The organism is Corallococcus sp. CA053C, from assembly GCF_003611675.1.
Classification (GTDB): Bacteria; Myxococcota; Myxococcia; order Myxococcales; family Myxococcaceae; genus Corallococcus.
The window spans coordinates 1-19,768 of the sequence record NZ_RAWA01000161.1; the positions used below are offsets into that span (position 1 = coordinate 1).

The 19,768-nt window shown below is 69.5% G+C and carries 17 protein-coding genes; 5 read left to right on the forward strand and 12 right to left on the reverse strand.

Annotated features, from left to right (window positions below; genetic code table 11):
* The 3 genes from D7V97_RS21335 to D7V97_RS21345 form a co-directional block, all read left to right on the forward strand.
* On the forward strand, window positions 1–1,322 hold a 1,322-nt coding region (locus D7V97_RS21335; RefSeq protein ID WP_233583037.1), incomplete at its 5' end, for a TolC family protein.
* A gap of 5 nt (window positions 1,323–1,327) precedes the next feature.
* On the forward strand, window positions 1,328–2,527 hold the full coding sequence (locus tag D7V97_RS21340) for an efflux RND transporter periplasmic adaptor subunit (RefSeq protein ID WP_233583038.1): 1,200 nt from the start codon (window positions 1,328–1,330) through the stop codon (window positions 2,525–2,527).
* Between the two features lie 25 nt (window positions 2,528–2,552).
* Window positions 2,553–5,705: an efflux RND transporter permease subunit gene (locus D7V97_RS21345; protein ID WP_120612499.1), complete on the forward strand. Its 3,153-nt coding sequence runs from the start codon at window positions 2,553–2,555 to the stop codon at window positions 5,703–5,705.
* Window positions 5,706–5,810: 105 nt separating this feature from the next.
* Here D7V97_RS21345 and D7V97_RS21350 read toward each other — a convergent pair whose 3' ends face one another.
* Both D7V97_RS21350 and D7V97_RS21355 read right to left on the reverse strand, forming a co-directional pair.
* Window positions 5,811–6,791, reverse strand: coding sequence for a hypothetical protein (locus D7V97_RS21350; RefSeq protein ID WP_120612512.1), 981 nt, complete (start codon window positions 6,789–6,791; stop codon window positions 5,811–5,813).
* A gap of 185 nt (window positions 6,792–6,976) precedes the next feature.
* A complete protein-coding gene (locus tag D7V97_RS21355; RefSeq protein WP_233583039.1) occupies window positions 6,977–8,536 on the reverse strand; it encodes a glucan 1,4-alpha-maltotetraohydrolase domain-containing protein in 1,560 nt (519 codons plus the stop codon).
* A gap of 195 nt (window positions 8,537–8,731) precedes the next feature.
* On the opposite strand from D7V97_RS21355, the gene D7V97_RS21360 reads away from it, so the two are divergent.
* Together D7V97_RS21360 and D7V97_RS21365 are read left to right on the forward strand one after the other, a co-directional pair.
* The gene (locus D7V97_RS21360) at window positions 8,732–10,018 is read left to right on the forward strand and encodes an MFS transporter (protein WP_120612513.1); all 1,287 of its coding nucleotides are present in this window, start codon (window positions 8,732–8,734) and stop codon (window positions 10,016–10,018) included.
* 5 nt (window positions 10,019–10,023) lie between these two features.
* Entirely contained in the window at window positions 10,024–10,512 is a 489-nt protein-coding gene (locus D7V97_RS21365; protein WP_120612501.1) for a GNAT family N-acetyltransferase, read from the forward strand.
* 55 nt (window positions 10,513–10,567) lie between these two features.
* Here D7V97_RS21365 and D7V97_RS21370 read toward each other — a convergent pair whose 3' ends face one another.
* The 10 genes from D7V97_RS21370 to D7V97_RS21415 form a co-directional block, all read right to left on the reverse strand.
* The gene (locus D7V97_RS21370; RefSeq protein ID WP_120612502.1) at window positions 10,568–11,017 is read right to left on the reverse strand and encodes a DUF1629 domain-containing protein; all 450 of its coding nucleotides are present in this window, start codon (window positions 11,015–11,017) and stop codon (window positions 10,568–10,570) included.
* A 126-nt stretch (window positions 11,018–11,143) separates the two neighbouring features.
* Complete coding sequence (locus D7V97_RS21375) at window positions 11,144–12,112, reverse strand: AHH domain-containing protein (RefSeq protein ID WP_120612503.1); 969 nt, start codon at window positions 12,110–12,112, stop codon at window positions 11,144–11,146.
* A 30-nt stretch (window positions 12,113–12,142) separates the two neighbouring features.
* On the reverse strand, window positions 12,143–12,526 hold the full coding sequence (locus tag D7V97_RS21380; protein WP_120612504.1) for a DUF4150 domain-containing protein: 384 nt from the start codon (window positions 12,524–12,526) through the stop codon (window positions 12,143–12,145).
* A gap of 9 nt (window positions 12,527–12,535) precedes the next feature.
* Window positions 12,536–13,609 (reverse strand): hypothetical protein, encoded by a 1,074-nt coding sequence (locus tag D7V97_RS21385; RefSeq protein WP_233583040.1) that lies wholly within the window; start codon window positions 13,607–13,609, stop codon window positions 12,536–12,538.
* Window positions 13,609–14,646, reverse strand: a complete 1,038-nt coding sequence (locus tag D7V97_RS21390; RefSeq protein ID WP_120612505.1) for a DUF2169 domain-containing protein — start codon at window positions 14,644–14,646, stop codon at window positions 13,609–13,611. The genes D7V97_RS21385 and D7V97_RS21390 overlap by 1 nt, the downstream gene beginning before the upstream one ends.
* Window positions 14,647–14,660: 14 nt before the next feature.
* Entirely contained in the window at window positions 14,661–15,953 is a 1,293-nt protein-coding gene (locus tag D7V97_RS21395; RefSeq protein ID WP_120612506.1) for a TIGR02270 family protein, read from the reverse strand.
* A gap of 46 nt (window positions 15,954–15,999) precedes the next feature.
* Window positions 16,000–16,179 carry a hypothetical protein gene (locus tag D7V97_RS21400; RefSeq protein ID WP_120612507.1) on the reverse strand — a complete coding sequence of 60 codons (180 nt, stop codon included), beginning with the start codon at window positions 16,177–16,179 and terminating at the stop codon, window positions 16,000–16,002.
* Window positions 16,180–16,196: 17 nt separating this feature from the next.
* Window positions 16,197–17,429 (reverse strand): HlyD family secretion protein, encoded by a 1,233-nt coding sequence (locus tag D7V97_RS21405; RefSeq protein ID WP_120612508.1) that lies wholly within the window; start codon window positions 17,427–17,429, stop codon window positions 16,197–16,199.
* A 3-nt stretch (window positions 17,430–17,432) separates the two neighbouring features.
* On the reverse strand, window positions 17,433–19,061 hold the full coding sequence (locus tag D7V97_RS21410) for a DHA2 family efflux MFS transporter permease subunit (protein ID WP_120612509.1): 1,629 nt from the start codon (window positions 19,059–19,061) through the stop codon (window positions 17,433–17,435).
* 5 nt (window positions 19,062–19,066) lie between these two features.
* On the reverse strand, window positions 19,067–19,693 hold the full coding sequence (locus D7V97_RS21415; protein ID WP_120612510.1) for a TetR/AcrR family transcriptional regulator: 627 nt from the start codon (window positions 19,691–19,693) through the stop codon (window positions 19,067–19,069).
* Window positions 19,694–19,768: the final 75 nt, after the last annotated feature.

The window sequence follows — 19,768 nt, forward strand, 5'->3', positions numbered from 1 at the left end:
CCGCGCCCGTCCCCTTCCAGCCGAAGGTGGACGACCCGATGCTCACCCCCGTCCCACCCGCGGCGGAGCAGGTGAAGACGTGGGACGAAGCGCTCACGCTGGTGCGCCAGCGCTCCACGGACCTGCGCAACGCCGAAGCGGGCGTGACGCGGGCGCAGGGCCGCTGGCGCCAGTCGCTGTCGGTGCTGCTGCCCAACGCGCGGGCCTCCGCGGGGCTGGGCGTGGACGTGCTGCACCCGGACACCCCTTCCGCCGCGGGCGGTGGCGCGGTGGCCGGCGGCGGGACGGCGGCCCCCGGGGCCAGTGTCCCCAGCGCGCCCCTGGGCACGCTGGCCGCGACCCTCACCCAGTCGCTGGTGGACGTGAGCGCGTGGCGGGGCCTGTCGTCGGCGAAGGCGACGGAGTCCGCGTCCATCGCCAACCTCCAGGACACGCAGCGCCGCCTCACGCAGGGGCTGGCCAACGTGCTGGTGGCCACCGTCGCCGCCGAACGCGCCGCGGAGATCAACCGCGTGGGCCTGCGTCAGGCGCTGGAGCGCGCCGCCCTCACCCAGCGCTCGTTCGAATTGGGCGCCGGCACGCAATTGGACGTGGTGCGGGTGAACCAGGACGTGGCGCTGGCCCGGACTTCGCTGGTGGCCGGGGACGAACAGCTGCGCCGGACGCGCGAGTCGCTGGGCCTGTCGCTGGGCACCGACCACGGCGTGGGCGTCACCCCGGACTTCAACCTCACGGGGCTGGTGGAGCAGACGCGGCGGGACTGCGCGCCCGTGCAGGAGCTGGGTGAGCGCGCGGACCTCGTCGCCGCCCGGGCCAACGTGGAGGCGGCCCGGGAGAGCCGGCGCCAGGCGTCCGCGGGATACCTGCCCACCCTGGGCCTGAGCAGCACCCTCTTCGGCTTCACCACCGACCCCGGCTTCGGCCGCTTCGCCACCTGGAACGTGTCCGCCGTGCTGTCCGTCCCCCTCTGGGAGGGTGGCGCCCGCTCCGGGCTGGTGCGCGAGCGCGCGGGCATCGAGGAGCAGAATGCCCAGTTCCTGGAGGCCACCCGCCGCAACGTCAGCGTGGAGGTTTCTCGCGCCCGGCGTGGAGTGGAAGTGGCCGAGGCCCTGTTGAAGACCGCAGCGGAGTCCCTCGAGCTCGCGGACCGGACCGACCGGCTCACGCGGCGGGCTTTCGAGGTGGGACGAGGTGGGAGTTTGGAGCTGGTGCAGAGCGGAGCAGCCCTCCGCCAGGCGCAGCTCGCGGTGGTTTTGAGGGAATTCGAGCTCGTCCAGGCCCGCCTGGGCGCGTTCCTCACGGAGGCCCGGTGCGACTGGTGACGAGGGTGCGCCCCCTGAAGGCGCTGCTGACGAAGACGTTGTGGGGCGCGGCCCTGGTGGCCGGCGCGGCCGGTTGTTCGGGCAAGGTGGAGGCGAAGTCCGCGCCTCCGCCGCGCGAGGTGCAGGTGGTGGCGCTGGCGCCACACGAGGTGCGGGACACCGGGGAGTACCTGGGGTCGCTGCTGTCGCGGCAGAGCGTCACGGTGGTGCCGCAGGTGGCCGGCTACGTGCGGAAGATTCTCGTGAAGCCCGGCCAGAAGGTGGAGGCCGGCACGCCGCTGGTGGAGGTGGACGCGCGCGAGGAGACCGCGGCGCTGGACAGCGCCCAGGCCCAGCAGAGCTCCTCCACGGTGAACCTGGAGCTGGCGCGGCGCACCCTGGCGCGCACGGAGTCCCTGAACAAGGAAGGGCTCGCGAGCGTGCAGGAGCTGGAGCGCGCGCAGGCGGACGTGAAGGCCGCGGAGGCCGCGACGCGAGCTGCCGGCGCGACGGTGGTCCAGCGCCAGGTGCAGCTGCAGTTCAACCTGGTGCGCGCGCCCTTCGCGGGCACCATGGGCGACGTGCTGGTGCGCGTGGGTGACTTCGTGGGGGCCACCACGACGCTCACCACCGTGGCCCAGGCGGACGCGCTGGAGGTCAGCGTGTCGGTGCCGGCCTTCCGCGCCCGGTCGCTCAAGCCCGACACCGCGCTGGAGCTGTTGGATCGGCAGGGCAAGCTCATCCTCAGCAGCACCGTCTTCTACGTGGCGCCGCAGACGGACCCGCGCACGCAGCTGGTGGAGGTGAAGGCCGCCTTCCGCAACACGGTGGGCCTGCGCCCCAGTGAGCTGCTGCGGGCGCGGCTGGTGTACTCCACGCGGGACGCGCTCCAGATTCCGGCGCTCGCGGTGGTGCGCCAGAGCGGGCAGCCCTTCGCGATGGTGGTGGAGAAGAAGGACGGCAAGAGCGTGGTGGAGCGTCGCCCGGTGACGCTGGGCGCGCTGGGCGACATGGCCTACGTGGTGGAGGGCGGCCTGAAGCAGGGCGACCTCGTCGCGGTGTCGTCGCTGCACATGCTGAAGGACGGCATGGCCGTGATTCCGAAGCAGGTGTTCCTGAACAACGAGCCCGGGCAGTCACCGGACGCGGCACGCGCGGAAGAGGTCCCCACCCGCGCCATGGCGCCCCGGACCGCGGTGGGCAGCACCACCGGCGGCAGCCGCTAGGCGATTCCAGAGAGGGCGTCACCCCGTGTTCGTCGACTTCTTCATCCGCAGGCCCGTCTTCGCCATCGTCTGCTCCATCATCCTGACGCTGGTGGGGCTCATCGCCATCCCCACGCTCCCCATCGCGCAGTACCCGGACCTCGCGCCGCCCCAGGTGACTGTCACCAGCACCTACGTCGGCGCGAGCGCCGAGGTGGTGGAGTCCGCCGTCACCATCCCGTTGGAGCAGGAGCTCAACGGCGTGGAGGACATGCGCTACATCACCTCCACCAGCAGCAATGACGGCACCAGCGTCATCACCGTCACCTTCGCGCCTACGCGCAACATCGAGGTCGCGGCCGTGGACGTGCAGAACCGCGTCAGCCGCGCCGCCGCGCGCCTGCCCGCGCAGGTGAACCAGACGGGCATCGTCGTCAACAAGGCCTCCAGCCAGATGCTGCTGACGGTGGGCCTGTCCAGCCCGGACAACCGCTACGACGCGAAGTTCCTCTCCAACTACGCGGACGTGAACCTCAAGGACGCCATCAAGCGCGTGAAGGGCGTGGGTGAAGTCCGCATCTTCGGCGAGCGCAAGTTCTCCATGCGCCTGTGGTTGGACCCGTCGGAGCTGGCGCGCCGCCAGCTCACGCCGCAGGACGTGGTGCGCGCCCTCCAGGAGCAGAACCTCCAGGTGGCCGCGGGCCAGGTGGGCCAGCCGCCCTCCAGCGACGAGCAGCCGTACCAGATCGCCGTGCGCGCCCGGGGCCGCCTGATTGAGCCGGAGGAGTTCGGCGACATCGTGCTCCTGCGCAACACGGACGGCCGCGCCGTCACCGTGAAGGACGTGGGCCGCGTGGAGCTGGGCGCGGAGAACTACGCCACCCTGCTGCGCTTCAACGGCCGCACCGGCGTGGGCCTGGCCATCTTCCAGCTGCCCACCGCCAACGCGCTGGACGTGCGCGACGGCGTCGTCAAGGAGCTGGACCGGCTGGCGCAGGCGTTCCCGCCGGGCCTGGAGTACCGCACCGGCACGGATACGACGCTCGCGGTGCGCGCGTCCGTCAACGAGGTGGTGCACACGCTGCTGGAAGCCATCGCGCTCGTCATCCTCGTCATCTTCCTGTTCCTGCACGGGTGGCGAAGCGTGCTCATCACCGCGCTCACGCTGCCGGTGTCGCTCGTGGGCACGTTCGCGTTCGTGTACCTGATGGGCTTCTCCATCAACACGCTCACCCTGTTCGGCCTCACCCTGGCCACGGGCCTCGTCGTCGACGACGCCATCGTCGTCATCGAGAACATCGAGCGCCTGATGGCGGAGCGCGGACTCACCCCGCTCCAGGCGGCGCGCGAGGGCATGAAGGAAGTGGCCGGCGCCGTCGTGGCCATCTCCGTGGTGCTGGTGGCGGTGTTCATCCCGGTGGCCCTCTTCCCGGGCACCACGGGCTCCATCTACCGCCAGTTCGCGCTCACCATCGCCGCGTCGGTGGCGCTGTCCACCTTCTGCGCGCTGACGCTGACGCCCGCGCTGTCCGCGCGGCTGCTCAAGCACCACCACGGCCCCAAGTGGATCTTCTTCCGCAAGGTGGACCAGGTGCTGGACTGGACGCGCGACACCTACGGCCGGGGCCTGCGCAAGCTGCTCAACCACCCGCTGCTGGTGCTGGTGGCCTTCCTGCTCTGCATCGGCGCCACGGTGATGCTCTTCCGCGCGGCGCCCACGGGCTTCATCCCGGATGAGGACCAGGGCTACGTCATCATCTCCGTGCAGGGCCCGGAGGGCATGTCGCTCGCCCAGACGGAGAAGGTGCTCCAGGAGGTGGAGGCCGTGCTCAAGGCCCAGCCGGAGGTGAACGTAATGTTCGCCATTGGCGGCTTCTCCCCCAGCGGCAACGGGTCCAACTACGCCACGGTGTTCACGGCGCTGAAGCCGTGGGAGGAGCGCAAGGAAAAGACCCAGTCGGTGGCCGCGCTGGTGGAGCGGCTGCGCGGGCCGCTGGGCAAGATTGGCAGCGCGCGCGTCCTCCCCTTCCAGCCCCCGGCCATCCGAGGCGTGGGCAGCGTGGGTGGCTTCCAGTTCATCGTGGAGGACGTCGCCGGCAGCCACTCGCTGGAGGAGCTGGCCAACGCCACCCAGGAGATGGTGGGCAAGGGCAACGAGGAGGGCCGCCTGCGAGGCGTCTTCACCCCGTTCAACGCCAACACCCCCATCCTCGACGTGGAGGTGGACCGCCAGAAGGCCAAGGCGCTGGGCGTGCCGATTGAGCAGATCTTCGGCGTGATGCAGCTCTACATGGGCAGCCAGTACGTCAACGACTTCAACTACGCCAGCCGCACCTACCGCGTCTATGTCCAGGCCGAGCAGCAGTTCCGCGACAGCCCCCAGGACATCGGCTCGTTCTACGCGCGCACCGACACCGGGGACATGATTCCGCTGGAGTCGCTGGTGAAGGTGACACCCATCGTCTCCGCGCAGGTCATCAAGCACTACAACCTGTTCCGCTCCGTGGAGATCAACGGCCAGGGCGCCCCCGGCGTGTCGTCCGGCCAGGCGCTGGAGGCGATGGAGGGCGTGGCCAACCAGGTGCTGCCGCAGGGCATGGCGTCTGAATGGACGGGCATCAGCCTGGAGCAGAAGGAGTCCGGCGGGCAGACGATGATCATCTTCGGCCTGGGCATCCTGTTCGTGTTCCTGGTGCTGGCGGCGCAGTACGAGAGCTTCAGCCTCCCGTTCGTCATCATCCTGTCGGTGCCCCTGGCCATCATGGGCGCGCTCGGGTTGCAGGTGGCGCGCGGCTTCGCCAACGACGTGTTCTGTCAGGTGGGGCTGGTGATGCTGGTGGGCCTGTCGTCCAAGAACGCCATCCTCATCGTGGAGTTCGCGGAGCAGCTGCGCGAGCAGGGCAAGGGCGCGCTGGAGGCCGTGGTGACGGCGGCGGAGGTGCGGCTGCGGCCCATCCTGATGACGTCCATCGCGTTCCTCCTGGGCGTCGTGCCGCTGATGACGGCGTCGGGCGCGGGCGCGGCGGCACGCAACTCGCTGGGCACCGCGGTGTTCGGCGGCATGCTGGTGTCCACCATCGTCAACCTCATCTTCATCCCCGGCCTCTACGTGCTGATGCAGAAGCTGCGCGGGGATGCGAAGCGCTCCAGCGACACGGAAGCCCCGGGCGAGCCCGTCGTCCCCGCCCACTCCCCGTGAGCTGACGCGAAAAAGCACCGCTGAAAAAACAGACCGCCCTCCCCTTCCCGACGTGAAGAGGAGGGCGGTGGTGTTTTCAGCGTCGAAGCCCGGGGAGCCCGCGCTCTAGATCTCGTGGCCGGTCTGCTCGTACACGATGACGTGGAAGGAGCGCGGGAAGAAGATGACGTTGAGCGTGCGCCAGTTGTCGCCGTTGGGGCCCGTCTGGAAGAAGCGGTAGTAGCTCTTCACCTGCACGGGCTCGCCGCTGTCGGCGTAGGTCGCGAGGAGGGCCGGGTGCAGCGGCTGGAACTGCCAGTACATGCGCGCCTGGAGATCCGCGTACGCGAAGGTCTGCGGCGCGAGGTCCGTGCGGTAGCCGGCGTACTCCGTGCGGGACAGCACCGCGGCGGCGGCCGCGTCCACCGTGGAGAACGTGCTGTACGGCCACGCGAAGTCGAACTTGCGCAGGTAGGAGAACATGTCCTCGCGGTAGGTGTTCGCGTTGGCGAGCGTGGCCTGGAGGCCCGCGTCCACCGCCGCCTCCACCAGCGTCAGGCCCTGGCTCGCGGACGCCGGCTGCGGGTTGGGCACGCACGCGCCGCCCACGCACGACGCCTGCAGGCGGTACTGCTTGCCCGCCGCGTTGTTCCAGCCCACCACCGCCAGGTACTCGCCTGCCTTGTCCAGCGTGGCCAGGGACACCTTGCTCAGCTCGCCGTAGCCGGAGTCGTCGTCCTGGAACAGCACCTGGTTGCCGTAGCTGCCGCTGGAGTCCTTGGGGCCGTACACGAACAGGCCGGTGTCCAGGCCCATGGAGCTGCCCAGGTGCGTCACCTCCAGCTGCACCTGCGTGTGCGCCGCGACCGTGAGCTTGTAGCCGTCATAGCCCGGCGTCAGGCCCGCCGACGCCTGCACCGCGCCGCCCACCGCGAGCGGGCTTGCGTAGGTGGTGAAGGAGCCCAGCGGCAGGGGCGGCGCCGCGATGAGGGCCTGCGCCTCCGTCGTGAGCGTGTCCTCGCCCTGCTCCGGCACACCACCACACGCGCCCAGCAGGCCCACCGCCGACAGCCACAGCACGGCACTCCGCACAGTCGTCCGACGCATCATCGCTTCCGCCTTCAATCAGGAGGACGGAGGCCGACGACACCCCAGGGTGTGGCCCGCCACCGCCCAGGGGGTGTGGCGGACCCTGTGCCAGCTTGAAGCTGGGAACTCAAGCAACAGATGAAACACAAGCGGGGACAGGCACCCCGGATTTGTCATTCAACCGAGGCGCCTGTCGCATCGTCTCAGAAGCTGGCGGTGGTGGTGATGCTGCCGCCGGCCGCGGGCGTGGTGACGACGTTGTTGCCGCCGCCCTGCCAGACGACGTTGCCGGCACCGTCACGCTTCACGCACTTCCATTCGAGGGTGGTGCTGGCGGGCAGGGCGTAGGTGCCGCGCCAGGTGGGGTACGCGGTGGGGCTGAGGATCTTGTTCGTCGCCGTGCCGCTCCAGGTGGACAGCTCCGCGATGCTGCCCGTCACGTAGACGTTCTGGCCCATCACCGTCGTGCCGTTGTTGCACACGAACTCCACGTTGGCGGTGGTCGGCTGGGTGCCGCCGGAGGTCCACACGGTGTAGTCGGTGCCGGAGGCGGCCTGCGTCCAGCCCGTGCCGGGGCTCCAGGCCGTGGCGCCAATCTTCACCGCCACCTTGCCGCCGATGATGGCGGCGTACAGGCCCGCCTCCGCGCGCTGGATGCTGACGGTGGAGTCGGAGTGGAGGCCCGCGCTCTTGCGCACGGCCATCAGCGCCTGGATGGAGGAGCCCAGGCCCCAGTTGAAGTAGTGCGGCCAGTAGACGGTGGGGATGCCCGGGTGCGTGAGGATGTAGGCGTAGCCCTGCATCACCTTGGCGCACGGCACCGGCCAGTGGTTCTGCCCGTTGCCGCACGACTCGCTGGGGCCGGTGTCGTGGTTGTCCACGAACGTCACGGAGCGGCTGGGCCACGCGCCGATGGTGCCCGCGGGCTTGCCGTCCGCCGCCTTGAGGCGCGCGTAGTTGTTGTTGGTGAGCGCGTCGTTGAGCAGGCCCTTCGTCGCGAAGTCGAAGGCGGCGCAGGTGCCCGTGGTGCGGTCCACCCAGTTGATGATCTGCTGGCGCCAGTTGCCGGGGTTGTTCGCGTCGAAGTAGTTCGTGGGCCAGAACTCGCCCACGCAGAACCAGGGCGCGGTGTCCGTGACGTACTCCTTCACGTACGCGCCGTCGAAGCCCTTCACGAAGTCGAAGCGCCAGCCCGCGAAGCCCACGCCCTTCAGCCGGCTGTTCATCCACGTCTTCAGGTCCGCGCGCACGATGGCCTGCGAGTGGTCCAGGTCGCGGGCGGCGGCGTAGCCCTCACCGCTGTCGGGGTTGCCGCAGGCGGTGGTCCACTCGTCGCCCGTCGCCACCGTGTTGCAGCCGCCCCAGGTGGGGTTGGTGAAGTCCGCCCAGTTGGCGGTGCCCACGCGGTGGTTCACCACGATGTCCGCGATGGGCTTCACGCCCTGCGCGTTGAGGGCGGCCAGCGCGGCGGTGAGCTCCGCCTCCGTGCCGTAGCTGGAGTTGAGCACGTTGAGCTGCCGGGGCAGGTAGCCCTGGATGGAGGCCGCGTCCGACGGCGGCGGCAGCCACACCATCGTGAAGCCCGCGGACTTCAGCGTGGCCGCGTTGTTCTTCACCGTGTTCCACCACCCGCCCGCGCTGGCCGAGTTCCAATGGAAGCCCTGGATCATCACGTCGGTGCTGGCGCCATCCAGCGGCTTGGCCACGGCGGGCGCGGCGGCGAAAAGGCTGGCCATGGACGCGGCCAGGAGGCGGGTCTTCATCGTCATCGGGACCTCGGGTTGGGGGAGGAAGCGGCGGCAAGCTAATCCCGCCCTCTCCGGTGAACCAGGACCGCCCGTGTTTGCCGGACCTCCCACCAGGTGCGCCCAGGGCATGGCGCATCGCGTCGCATTTTGCCGAACGGGAGACGTGTCTAGAATCCCACCCTCCGTCGTTCCCACCTCCGAGCGTTGCCCTTGATTGAACCCGAGACGGCCTTCCCGGCCACGGCGCCGGTCGCCGAAGAGCGTTGGTCCTGGCCTCCCCTGTTCGGCCTGCTGGAGGTGCAGTTCGGCGCCGCCGTGGGCTACCTGCAGACGGCGGTGCCGTACTGGCTGGCGAAGGACGGGATGCCGTTGGCGGAGATTGGCGTGCTGTCGGGGACGGCCTTCTCGCCGCATGCGTGGAAGCTGTTGTGGGTGCCGCTCATCGACCTGGGGCCGTGGCGCCGCGTCTGGTACGGCGTGAGCACGCTCCTCACGGCGCTGCTCATCCTCGCGTGCGCGCTGTTCCCGGAGCCCGCGCAGCACCTGGGCGTCTTCACGCTGCTGCTGACCGCGTTGCAGGCGGCGGCGACCACGGCGCACGCGGCGCTCAACGGGCTGATGGCCACGACGTCGAAGCCCTCCGACAAGGGGCGTACGGGCGGCTGGCAGATGGCGGGCAACGTGGGCGCCACGAGCCTGATGGGCGCGTTGGCCATCTTCCTCGCGAGCCGGTACTCGCGGCCGGTGGCGGGCATCGTGTTGTCCACGCTGGTGCTGGCGAGCGGCGCGGGCATCTTCTGGATCACCGAGAGGAATGATCCGTCCACGGCCGCCACCGGCCCCCTGCTCCAGGCGGCGTGGGCGCGGGTGAAGGGCATCGTGGTGGACCTGGCGAAGACGGCGTTCAGCCGCGACGGCATCATCATGCTGGTGCTGTGTCTGGCGCCGGTGGCCTGCGGGGCGCTCAGCAACCTGTTCAGCGCGATGGCGGGCGCGTACCAGGTGCCGGAGCACACGGTCGAGTTGGTGAACGGCCTGGGCATGGGCCTGGGCGGGGCGCTGGGTTCGCTCATGGGCGGCTGGGTGTCGGACCGGATGAACCGCAAGCTCGCGTACGTGCTGATGGGCGGGGCCACGGGGCTGTGCGCCTTCGCGATGGCGGCGGCGCCGATGACGACGACCACGTACATCTGGGGCACGCTCGCGTACAGCATCGCGAACGGCGCGGGCTTCGCGGCCTTCGCGGGCATGGTGCTGGAGATGGTGAGCGAGGGCGCGGCGGTGACGACGAAGTACTCGCTCTTCGTCGCGGCCTCCAACTTCGCCATCAGCTACACCACCGCGCTGGACGGCCACGCGTCGGAGTTCCGGGGCATCGGCACGCGCGCGAGCATCGCGGCGGACGGCCTCATCACCTTCGCGGGCATCACCCTGGTGGTGCTCATCTTCGCGCTCTTCCTGCGCAAGAAGCCCGCGGTCTCCACCACCACCGCGTGAGCCCCATGTCCCCTGCCCCGTCCACCGTGGAGGTCGTCACGTACCGGGAGGCGTTCCGCGAGGACTTCGAGCGGCTCAATCGCTACTGGATCGAGAAAGACTTCCGCATCGAGGGCTCGGACCTGGACTCGTTCCGCGACCCGCACGGGATGTTCGTCGCCCCGGGCGGCGAGGTGTTCTTCGCGCTCGTGGACGGCCGGGTGCTGGGGACGTGCGCGCTGCGCCGCGCGGACGGCGACACGTACGAACTGTGCAAGATGGCGGTGGCCCCGGAGGCGCGGGGCCGGGACCTGGGCGACGCGTTGATGCGCGCCGCGCTGGCCACGGCCCGGGAGCGCGGCGCCCGGCGGATGTACTTGGTGACGAACAGCGCACTGGGGCCGGCGCTGGGGCTGTACCGCAAGCACGGCTTCGTCATCACGCGCAGCGGCCCGGAGTTGGCGGAAGAGACCGGGTACTCGCGCGCGGACGTGGAGATGTCCGTCGAACTGTGAGGCCATGAAGAAGCGCCGCGCCCCTCGTAGGGACGCGGCGCCGGAGTCCGAGCCCTCAGCCAGACCAGTCCTCCGGTTTGTAGAAGACCATGCCTGGAACGCCCTGCTTCTCGACGGCCTGCTTCACCCGCTCATGGACGATGATGGCATCCACGCTCTGGGCCAGTCGGAACATGAGCAGCCCCTGCGTCTTCGAAGCGTCGATGACGAGGCTGTCGAAGAAGACGTCAATCATCTCCGACTCCAGGTTGATGGGGGCTCGCTGGGACTTGTCCATGTCGGCCGCGGCCACGAGTCCCAGCACGTTGAAGGCCTTGTAGTCGTGGCGCTCCTGCCCGGTGACGGGGTCCTTGAGCACCGCGTCGAAGAGCTCGAAGTTGTCCACGCCCGCTTCTCGCAGCGCGCCCACCAGGTCGTTCCGGATGAGGGGAACGCCGGGGCCGTAGAAGGCCATCGGAGCGCCACGGTACGTGGAGCTCAAGGTGTACTGGAGCGGCTGGGGCACATGGATACGGATTCGAGCCCCCCTGAACCAGGGCCCACCCGGCAACCTCGGTGCCTCATCTATATCGGCAATGGGTACCGGGCCTTCGCACGACATGACGTAGTACACGAAGTGTTCCCCTCTTCTTCACGCGGGCGCGTGGTCATCTTCCGCGCCACGCTTCAGATACTTGTGCGCAGCAGCATAGGCATCCATGAAATCCGTGGAGACCTTGGAGCCAGAGAAGATCTCATCCCGCAATTTATCACTCGCGAACCAGGGATTCTTCCAGGCATTTGGATGACCCTGGAGTATCGGCTTCAGGTGGGCGGAGATGGCGTACAGCCTGTCTTTGATGAGATAGGGAGGCGGCAATTCCTTCTTTTCCTGGCACTCTTTGCAATCATCGAGATGGGAGAAAAATATCAGCGCGAGCTTGTCCAGCATCGCCCGCAGCTTCCAGCTGTAGAAGGTGTGCGTGTCATGGAACTGCCCGCCCGCGACCTTGACCACGGAGGCCGCGTAGTTGACACACCATTTGGGGTTGGAGACCCGGAGCGCCGACCACGTTTCCTTCATCTCCGTCTTACCCGCCCGGATGGCATAGCTGCCAGGCAGCCATACGCCGTTGTGGCACCCGTTGATGTTGTAGCCCACATGCGCGGAGATGGTCCACGACGAGCCACCTTCGGACTGGACCGTTCCGCCCTTCCTCATGAAGTCATACAACTGGCTTCTCTTCAGCGCGGCATTGCCAGGAATCACGTGGTGCGCCGCCACCGTGAACGGCAGCCCCTGGTCCTCCACACCATCCGCTCCCGGCACATACACCATGACGCCGGTGCGGTCGGTGTCCTCCTGCCTTTCCTTCTTCATCTCAGGAGGAGGACATGGCCCCCCCACCGTACCCGCCTTGCCCGGGGAAGCGTTGGCCAGGTTGTCGCCCAGGACGCCACCGTTGTTGGCCTGCATCTCCACGACCGCGTCCTGGTCATCGTCCTCGATGCTCTCGGGCTCCTCTTCCAGCGACGCCACGGCGGCCGAGTCTTCCTGGAAGGGGCACTTCGCTTTCACCTCCTCTGCCATCGCCATGACGATCTTCTCGAGCGTCTCCATCGCAGCCCTCCCTTCAGCGCCGTGGCGCGTTCAGCCCATGATGTTCTTCTTGTTGTGGAAGAGCGGGTCCCCCAGCCGGCAGACGTTCTTCCCTTCGAACTTCACGTTGAACGAATACAGCATGAACTCCGCCGGTCCCCTGGTGGAGCCACTCACCACGCCGCCTCCCGCGGTCCCCGCCTCGTCGCCACTGGTGCTCTTGTATTGGGCGCCCTTCACCATGGGCATCTTCCCGTTGATGGTGACCTTCTTCGGTCCCTTGCACGTGTCCGAGGACATGCCGACATTCGGATACGGCAGTGGCACCGGGCCCGCGGGAGACGGTGTCTTGCAGACGTCCGGGAAGACGAGGCTCTGTCCTCCGCTGTCCTCTGTCGCGATGCCCCGGCCATTGGCGAAGACTGTCGTTCCCATGCGTGCCTCCTAGACTGCGATTGCTTCGATGATGACCGCGCCCCGCTCTTCCCGGTCCGAGGAGCACCAGGCCAGCCAGGCGCCCTCGCGGTACCCCTTCGCCAGCCCCAGTGAGGCCAGGGCCACCAGCATCGGACCGAGCGCCGCGCCCGGGTCGCCCATGCACTCGATGGGATGCTCGATGCACAGCGGCTCCGCGAAGTGCCGGGCATGCCGCAAGCTGGCGACGCCCCACTCCTTGGCCCAGAAGTTCTCACCATTGAAGCCGGCGTAGACGCCCTGGACCTTGCGTCCCTGTCCGTCCCACGACTGGAAGACTTCCTGGAAGGCCGCGGCCAGTCCCTCGCCCCGGTAGGGCTTCGTGCTGGAGCGATGTCCCTCCTCGCGTCCCAGCCCCAGCGCGCAGATGCGAGCCAGGGACCTGGGCCCCTCACGCCGCCCGGTATCCGCCAATCGCAGACACAGGAACGCGGCGCCCTCGCCCGGGGCAAAGCCGTCCGACAGCCCCTCCGCGAGCAAACGGTCCTCCGCATCCAGTGCCGTCAGCAGCTCCAGGTCCAGGTACGTGTCCACCCCGCCCACCAGCACGAACGGCATCCGCTGGCCCACCAGCAACCGCAGCGCCTCCCGCAGCAGCAGGAGCCCTCCGGCGCGGCCCTGGGGGAAGACCTGGCTGCGGCGCACGTCCAAGGAAATTCCCGACTGGATGGCCAACACCTCCAGGAACGCGGTGTCTGGCGCGGCAATGCCTCCGGCCCGAGGCTCCGGCAGGGCCAGCAGCAGGGGCAGCGGCGAGGACTGTCCCTGGGCGGCCTCCTGGAGCGCGCCTGTCGCCAGTCTCAACAGCCGCTGGTGATGGATGGAGGAGCGGGAGGCCCACTCCGACAGCCGCTCATCGATGGGCGGAAGATGCTCCTCCTCCAGAAAGCAGGTGATGAGCGGTTTGAAGCGCTTGTTCAGCACGGGCGACAACCGGGTCCGTGCAATCCCTGCGCGTATCGCCGCGGCGGTGGAGCGGGCTGTCAGCCCCACGGGGGTGACCATCCCCACCGAGCACACCTCCACCGGGCGCCAGGGCTCCATCAGGCGACTCCCTTCACGCCAGCCAGCGACTTCACCCGGAAGCGGGCGCCCTCGACCTTCAGGACCTGCTTGTCGCAAGGGAGCGCCCCCCGCCACAGGAGGCTCAGCCGTTCCTCGCCCGGCTCCAGCAGCACGGTCTCCAGCCGCATCCGGACCTGCTGCGAGCGGCCCGCGATCCTCGCGGTGACGTCGAGCTCGCACCGGGGCAACCGCAGGCGCACCACGCCGGACGGCGTCACGTTGCGAAGCTCCACGGGCTCGCCTCCCTCGAGGAAACCCGCGGCGCTCAAGCCAGGGCTGGCGGCACGGAAGTAGTCCGGCTTGAAGTCCCGGGGCAGGTAGGGCGCGCGCCGGGTCTTCCACGCTTCATCATAGGTCCCCGCCATCGCCCTGCGCGGCATCCACGAAGGCGCGACGTACCCCAGCCCCATGGGCACCGGCGCATCCGAGATGCTGTGGATGGGGGCACGCGGATCCTCCACGTTCGGCAGCGGCAGGTTCAGCATCTCCGAGGCACTGCGCTTGCCACGAAAGCCCCGCCCGACGGGATTCCTCGGTTCGGCCAGCACCTCGCCCCTTCCGCCCTCCGGCACATGGGTTCCACCGAATGCGTGCTCGTAACGCAGCGGCATCCTCACGAAGGGCTCGGGCGTGGAGCTCCGTGGAGACATCACCCCGCCCTTCCACTGTCGCGCGCCGAAGACCTGGAGGGTGCGTTGCAGCGCGCCCACGCCCAACGAGACGAGACAGGACGTGACGGCCCGGCCGCCCGGCGCGAAGGCGTCGCCCACCAGCACCACGTCCGTGCCCGGCTTCAGGAGATGGACCTCGCTCGCGTACTTCAGGCTGGAGGCCCCAGGCTCGCCCCAGTACGTGTCGGCGAGCACCAGCGGTGGCTGCACTTCCGCCACCTGAAGCGCGCCAGCGCCGAAGTGGAAGGTCGCCTTCACCGACAGGTACACCGTGTCCACCCCCGCTTCATCCGGAAGGATGAAGAGGCCGGAAACGAAGGGCGTCTCATTCTGTACCTGGAGCATGGGCGTCTGCCTCCCTAGCCAAGCGCTTGCGCCAGCGGCGACTGCAAGCGGACCTGGACCCGCGAGGACGCGACCCGCTGGAGCATGGCGCGCTGTTGGCCCACCCGCGCCCGGGTCTGCACGCGGCACGCGCCACGGGTGCGCAGCGCCAGCTCTCGTGCCAGCACATGCCGGCGCCGCATGGGCTCCAGGGCCAGGCCCTCCAGCAGCACGGCCGCGTCCATGAGGTGTCCGCGCAAGTAGCGCTGGCCTGGCGCGAAATCCGCACGAGCCGTCTTCCACCACGCGGCCACCGCCCCCCCTCGTGGCATGGGCAGGTCGTCCTCGGGACGGGGCGTCAGGTCCGCGTCCAGGTCTTCCTCCTCGAAGGACTCGGACGCCTCGGAAGCCCCGGTCCTCGGCAGGATGAAGGCCGCCTCGAGCCGGAGCCCGGTGATGGCACAGAAGGCCTCGCCGGCAAGCGCAGCCATCTGGGGGTCCTCCATCCATGCGAGGCAGGCGTCGGCGGCCTCGACCCGCCCCGAGAAGCCCAGCGCCCAGAGCACCTGCGCTCGGAGTGGCTCCAGGTCGAGCAGCGCCACCAGCCGCACGACGTCCTTCTCACCACCACCGAGCGCCCACAGGACCAGCGCCTCGGACTCCCGGGCTTCGACCGCGCGCTCACAAGCGACCCAGGCCTCGCGCAGGCCATGCACCAGGCCCGCTTCAATCAACGAAGCGCCCGGGACGGAGGACTTCGCGCTGAGCATCCTGGACAGTGTCGTCCGGAGCTCCTGCCCGGACGCGGCCAGCGCCCCTTCGAGCGCACTGCCGCGCACGCGCGCATCCTCATGCTGGAGCAGCCGCGCCACCACCTCGGACGACAGCGCGCCCCGCGCGGACAGCGTCCCCACCACCTCGGCCAGGAGCTCCGGTACGTCCGTACGAAGAAGCGCGCCCAGGCGCAGGTCCAACGCCGGGCACGCGGCCAGTGACAGGGGCGCCCGGAGCAGCGGGCGCAGCTCGGGGTCGCCGAGTCCCTTCTCCAGCAACAGCGCCCACCCCGCCTCGCCGCCCTCCAGCAGGGCCAGGGCCGCGACCGCCGCGCGGCACGGGTCGTCGGGAGCCAGCGCGGGCGAGAGGAAGCCCTCCACCACGTCGGGGCCCGCCTCGACCAGCCCATCCACATGGGACAAGAGCCGTTCCTCGACCCCTGCCGTCTCGGTCAGGTCGAAGTCGGGAGCGCACAAGGCACGCTCCCGCTGGAGCCAGTGCCAGGAAGCCTCGTCGAGGTGCTCCTCCACGACATCCAGCAGCATGCGGCCCATGGAGTCTCCCTTCACTCAAGGTGAAGAATGGCACTCCCGTGGGCCGTCAGGCAAATCCCGGGGATGCGGGGCCTGCTTGAGGCGTGGCCATGCCCAGCTTGGGCGCGGGCAGGTCCACGGACAGCTCCTGGGTGAGGTTGTCCGGGGCGTGGAAGCCCTGGGTGCTCACCTCGCCCGAGCGGAACAGGGCCCAGCGCTGGACGCCGCGCTGGCACGTGCGCCTCATGCGCTGCGTCGGACGGACTACTTCGTGTGCACCGTGACGGCGGCGGACAGGCCGGCGCGCAGGTTTAGCCCCTGGGGCGGGTGCACCCAGGTGATGCGCACGGGCACGCGCTGCACCACCTTCACGAAGTTGCCGGACGCGTTGTCGGGAGGCAGCAGCGAGAAGCGCGCGCCGGTGCCGCCGGACAGGCTCTCCACCTGACCCTCCAGCTTCTCTCCGGAGAAGGCATCCAGCTCCACCTCCACGCGCTGGCCGGGCTGCATGTGGCCCACCTGCGTCTCCTTGAAGTTGGCCACCACGTAGGTGCTGAGCGGCACCAGCTCCGCGACCGCCTGCCCCGGAGTGAGCAGCTGCCCCGCGTGCACGGACAGCCGGGACACCTGGCCGTCCGCCGGGGCCACGATGCGCGTGTCCTCCAGTTGGAGCTTCGCCTGGTCGAGCGCGGCCTCCGCGCCCTTCACCCGGGCGTGCGCCAGCGACGCGTTGGCCTGGGCTGCGGCGATCTTCTCGTCGATGGGGGCGCTCACGTCCAACTGGCCACGCGCCTCCGCGACCTTGCTCTCCGCGGAGCGCCGGCCCTCTTCCGCCAGGGTCAGCTGCGCGCGGGCGCCCTCCAGCGCGGCCTGCGCGGAGTCATGGGTCGTCTGCGCGTCGTCGAGCGCGCTCTGCGCCACGACATTCTGCGCGCGCAGGCTCTTCGCCCGCTCCAGGTCCAGCGCCGCCTTGCGCGCCTGGGACTCGGCGCGGGAGACGGCCGCACGGGCGGAGGCCACCTGCGCCTGGGCGCTGCCCACCGCGGAGGTGCTGGTGGTGACGAGCGCCTTCGCGCTGGACAGGCCACCCTTCGCGCCCGCCGCCGCCACGGTGGCCTGCGCATCCGCCGCCGCCGCCTGGGCGCGCGCGGACTCCAGCTCCGCCTCGGCCTGCTTCACGCGGGCCTCGTAGGGGCGCGCGTCAATCTGCAGGAGCACGTCGCCCTGGTGCACGGTGGCGTTGTCGCCCACGAGCACCTTCACGACGGGGCCGGACACGCGGGCGGACAGGGGCACCACGTCCGCCTCCACCTGCGCGTCGTCGGTGGTCTCCTGACCGGCGGTGAAGAGCTTGAAGCCGCCGAGCAGCAGCACGATGGCAGCAACCACGGCGCCGAGGATGAAGAAGCCCCGCTTGCCACGCTTCGCCTGCGCGGTGGCGGCGGCCGTGGGGGCCGCTTCGGGGACCAGTTGGGGAGCAGTTGTCGTCGTTGCCATGGGCTAGATCTCCACGTCGATGTGGGGCTTCTCGTGGGAGCCCCCGCCGCCCGGGGCGGCCTTGAGGAAGTAGATGAGCGGCAGCACCACCACGAACATCAGCGCCGCGAGCACGAACAGCTTGTCGAAGGCGAGCACCATGGCCTGGCGGGACACGTTGCCAGCCATCATCTGGAGGCTCGCCATCCGCGCGCCGGCGGAGTCCAGGCCGCGCTGCATGAGCCCCTTCTGCATCGCGGCCATGCGGCCCGCGACCTCCAGTCGCTCCGGGTTCAGGTGCGCCGCGATGGAGGCCTTGGCCTGCACCGAGTAGCGCGACAGGAGCGTGGTGAAGATGGCCAGGCCCATGGAGCCGCCAATCTGGCGCAAGAGGGAGTTGAGGCCCGTGGCGTCCGCCATCCGCTCGCGCGGGATGTTGGCGAGCGCCGTCGCGCTGAGCGGCACGAACATCAGGCTGAAGCCCACGCCCTGCAGCGCGATGGCGGCGATGATGTTCCCGGAGCCCGTGGCGAGCGAGAAGTGGCTCATCTCGAACGCGCCGAAGCCCGCGAACACGATGCCAATGCCCACCAGCACGCGCGCCGGCACCTTGCCGTACAGCCGCCCGACGATGGGCATCATCAACATCATCACCAGCGTGCGTGGCATCAGCGACATGCCGGACTGGGTCGCGGTGAAGCCCAGCAGCTCCTGCATGAACACGGGCAGCAGGAACATGCTGGCCATGAGGACCGCGAACACCAGCGCGCCGAGCATCGTGCCCGACGCGAACACCGGGTCCTTGAACAGGCGCAGGTTCACCGCGGGCGCCACCGCCGTCAGCTCGCGGATGACGAACGCGATGAGGCACGTGGCCGCGAACAGCGCGCAGGCGATGATGACGGGGGACTCGAACCAGTCATCCGCCTGACCCTCCTCCAGGAAGTACTGGAGCGTGGCCAGGCCCATGCAGAGCAGCGTGATGCCGGACCAGTCCATGTGCTTGCGCTGGCGTTCGGCCTCCACGCGCGCGGTGGTGCGCAGCTCCTCGTCCTCCTGGACGAAGCGGGCCACCATGAAGAAGCCCAGGATGCCCACCGGCACGTTGATGAAGAAGATCCACGACCAGTGCCAGTTGTCGACGATGTAGCCGCCCAGCGTGGGACCGATGGCGGGGCCCACCATCACGGCCATGCCGAAGATGGCCATCGCCGTGCCCTGCTCCTTGGGCGGGAACGTCTGGCGGAGGATGGCCTGCTCGGTGGGTTGGAGCGCGCCCGCGCCCAGGCCCTGCAGGAAGCGGAAGAGCACCAGGGTGGGCAGGTTCCACGCGAAGCCGCAGAGGAACGAGCCCGCGACGAAGAGCACCAGACACGCCAGGTACACGCGCTTCTGGCCGAACATGCGGCCCAGGAAGCCCGTGAGCGGCATCACCATCACCGTGGCGATGACGAAGCCCGTGGTGGCCCAGGTGATCTCCTGCACCGTCGCGCCCACGGCGCCGCGGATCTGCGGCAGCGCCACGTTGACGATGGACGAGTCGATGGCCCCCATCAGGGTGCCGAACGTCACCGACAGCGTGACGAGCCACTTGTTCGTGGGAGCCTTGCGAACCTCGGGCAGGGCTCCGGTTACCGCGGCGGATGTCGCCATGACGCCTAGACCTCGATTCCCTTCAGGAAGACGCGCAGGATCTCCTCCGCCCAGGCCGGGGCCGGAGGGTTCGCGTGTTCGTCCGCGCGCAGGCGGTCCAACGCGCCGCCCACCATGCCCATCAGCAAGGCCGGGTAGAACGCCCGGCCATCCGCGCGGAGTTCGCCAGCGCGGATGCCCCGGTCGAGGATGGCGCCCAGGCGCCGGATCAGCTCCGCGCGGATGCGGCTCTTGCTCTGACTCTGGGCCGAGTCGTCGGGGAGCTGCATCAGCACGCGCATGAAGGCGTCGCGCTCGGCCACGTGCGCGAACAGCGCCGTCAAGAAGGCCCGCAGCTGCACGCGAACAGGCTGGCCCTCCACCGGCGCCAGGGCGGCGTCCAGCCGAGCGAGCAGCAGGTGCCGGCGCTTCTCCCGCAGCGCCTCCAGCAGGGCGGCCCGGTCGGTGAAGTGGTTGTAGAGCGTCCCCACCGACACGCCTGCCTGCTCGGCGATGGACTCCATCTTCGCGGCATGCAGCCCCTCACGAGCGAACACCTCCGCGGCCGCCGACAAGATGGCGTCGGCGGTGGCTTCCTTCAGCCGGGAGCGCAGCCGTTTGACGGGGGCCTCAGATTTTGAATCTCGATTCATTTCCTGAAGAGAGATTTAACCTTCTCCGGTCCGGAGTCAAATCGAGGGGGGCTGTCAGAGGGAGGGCGGCCGGGC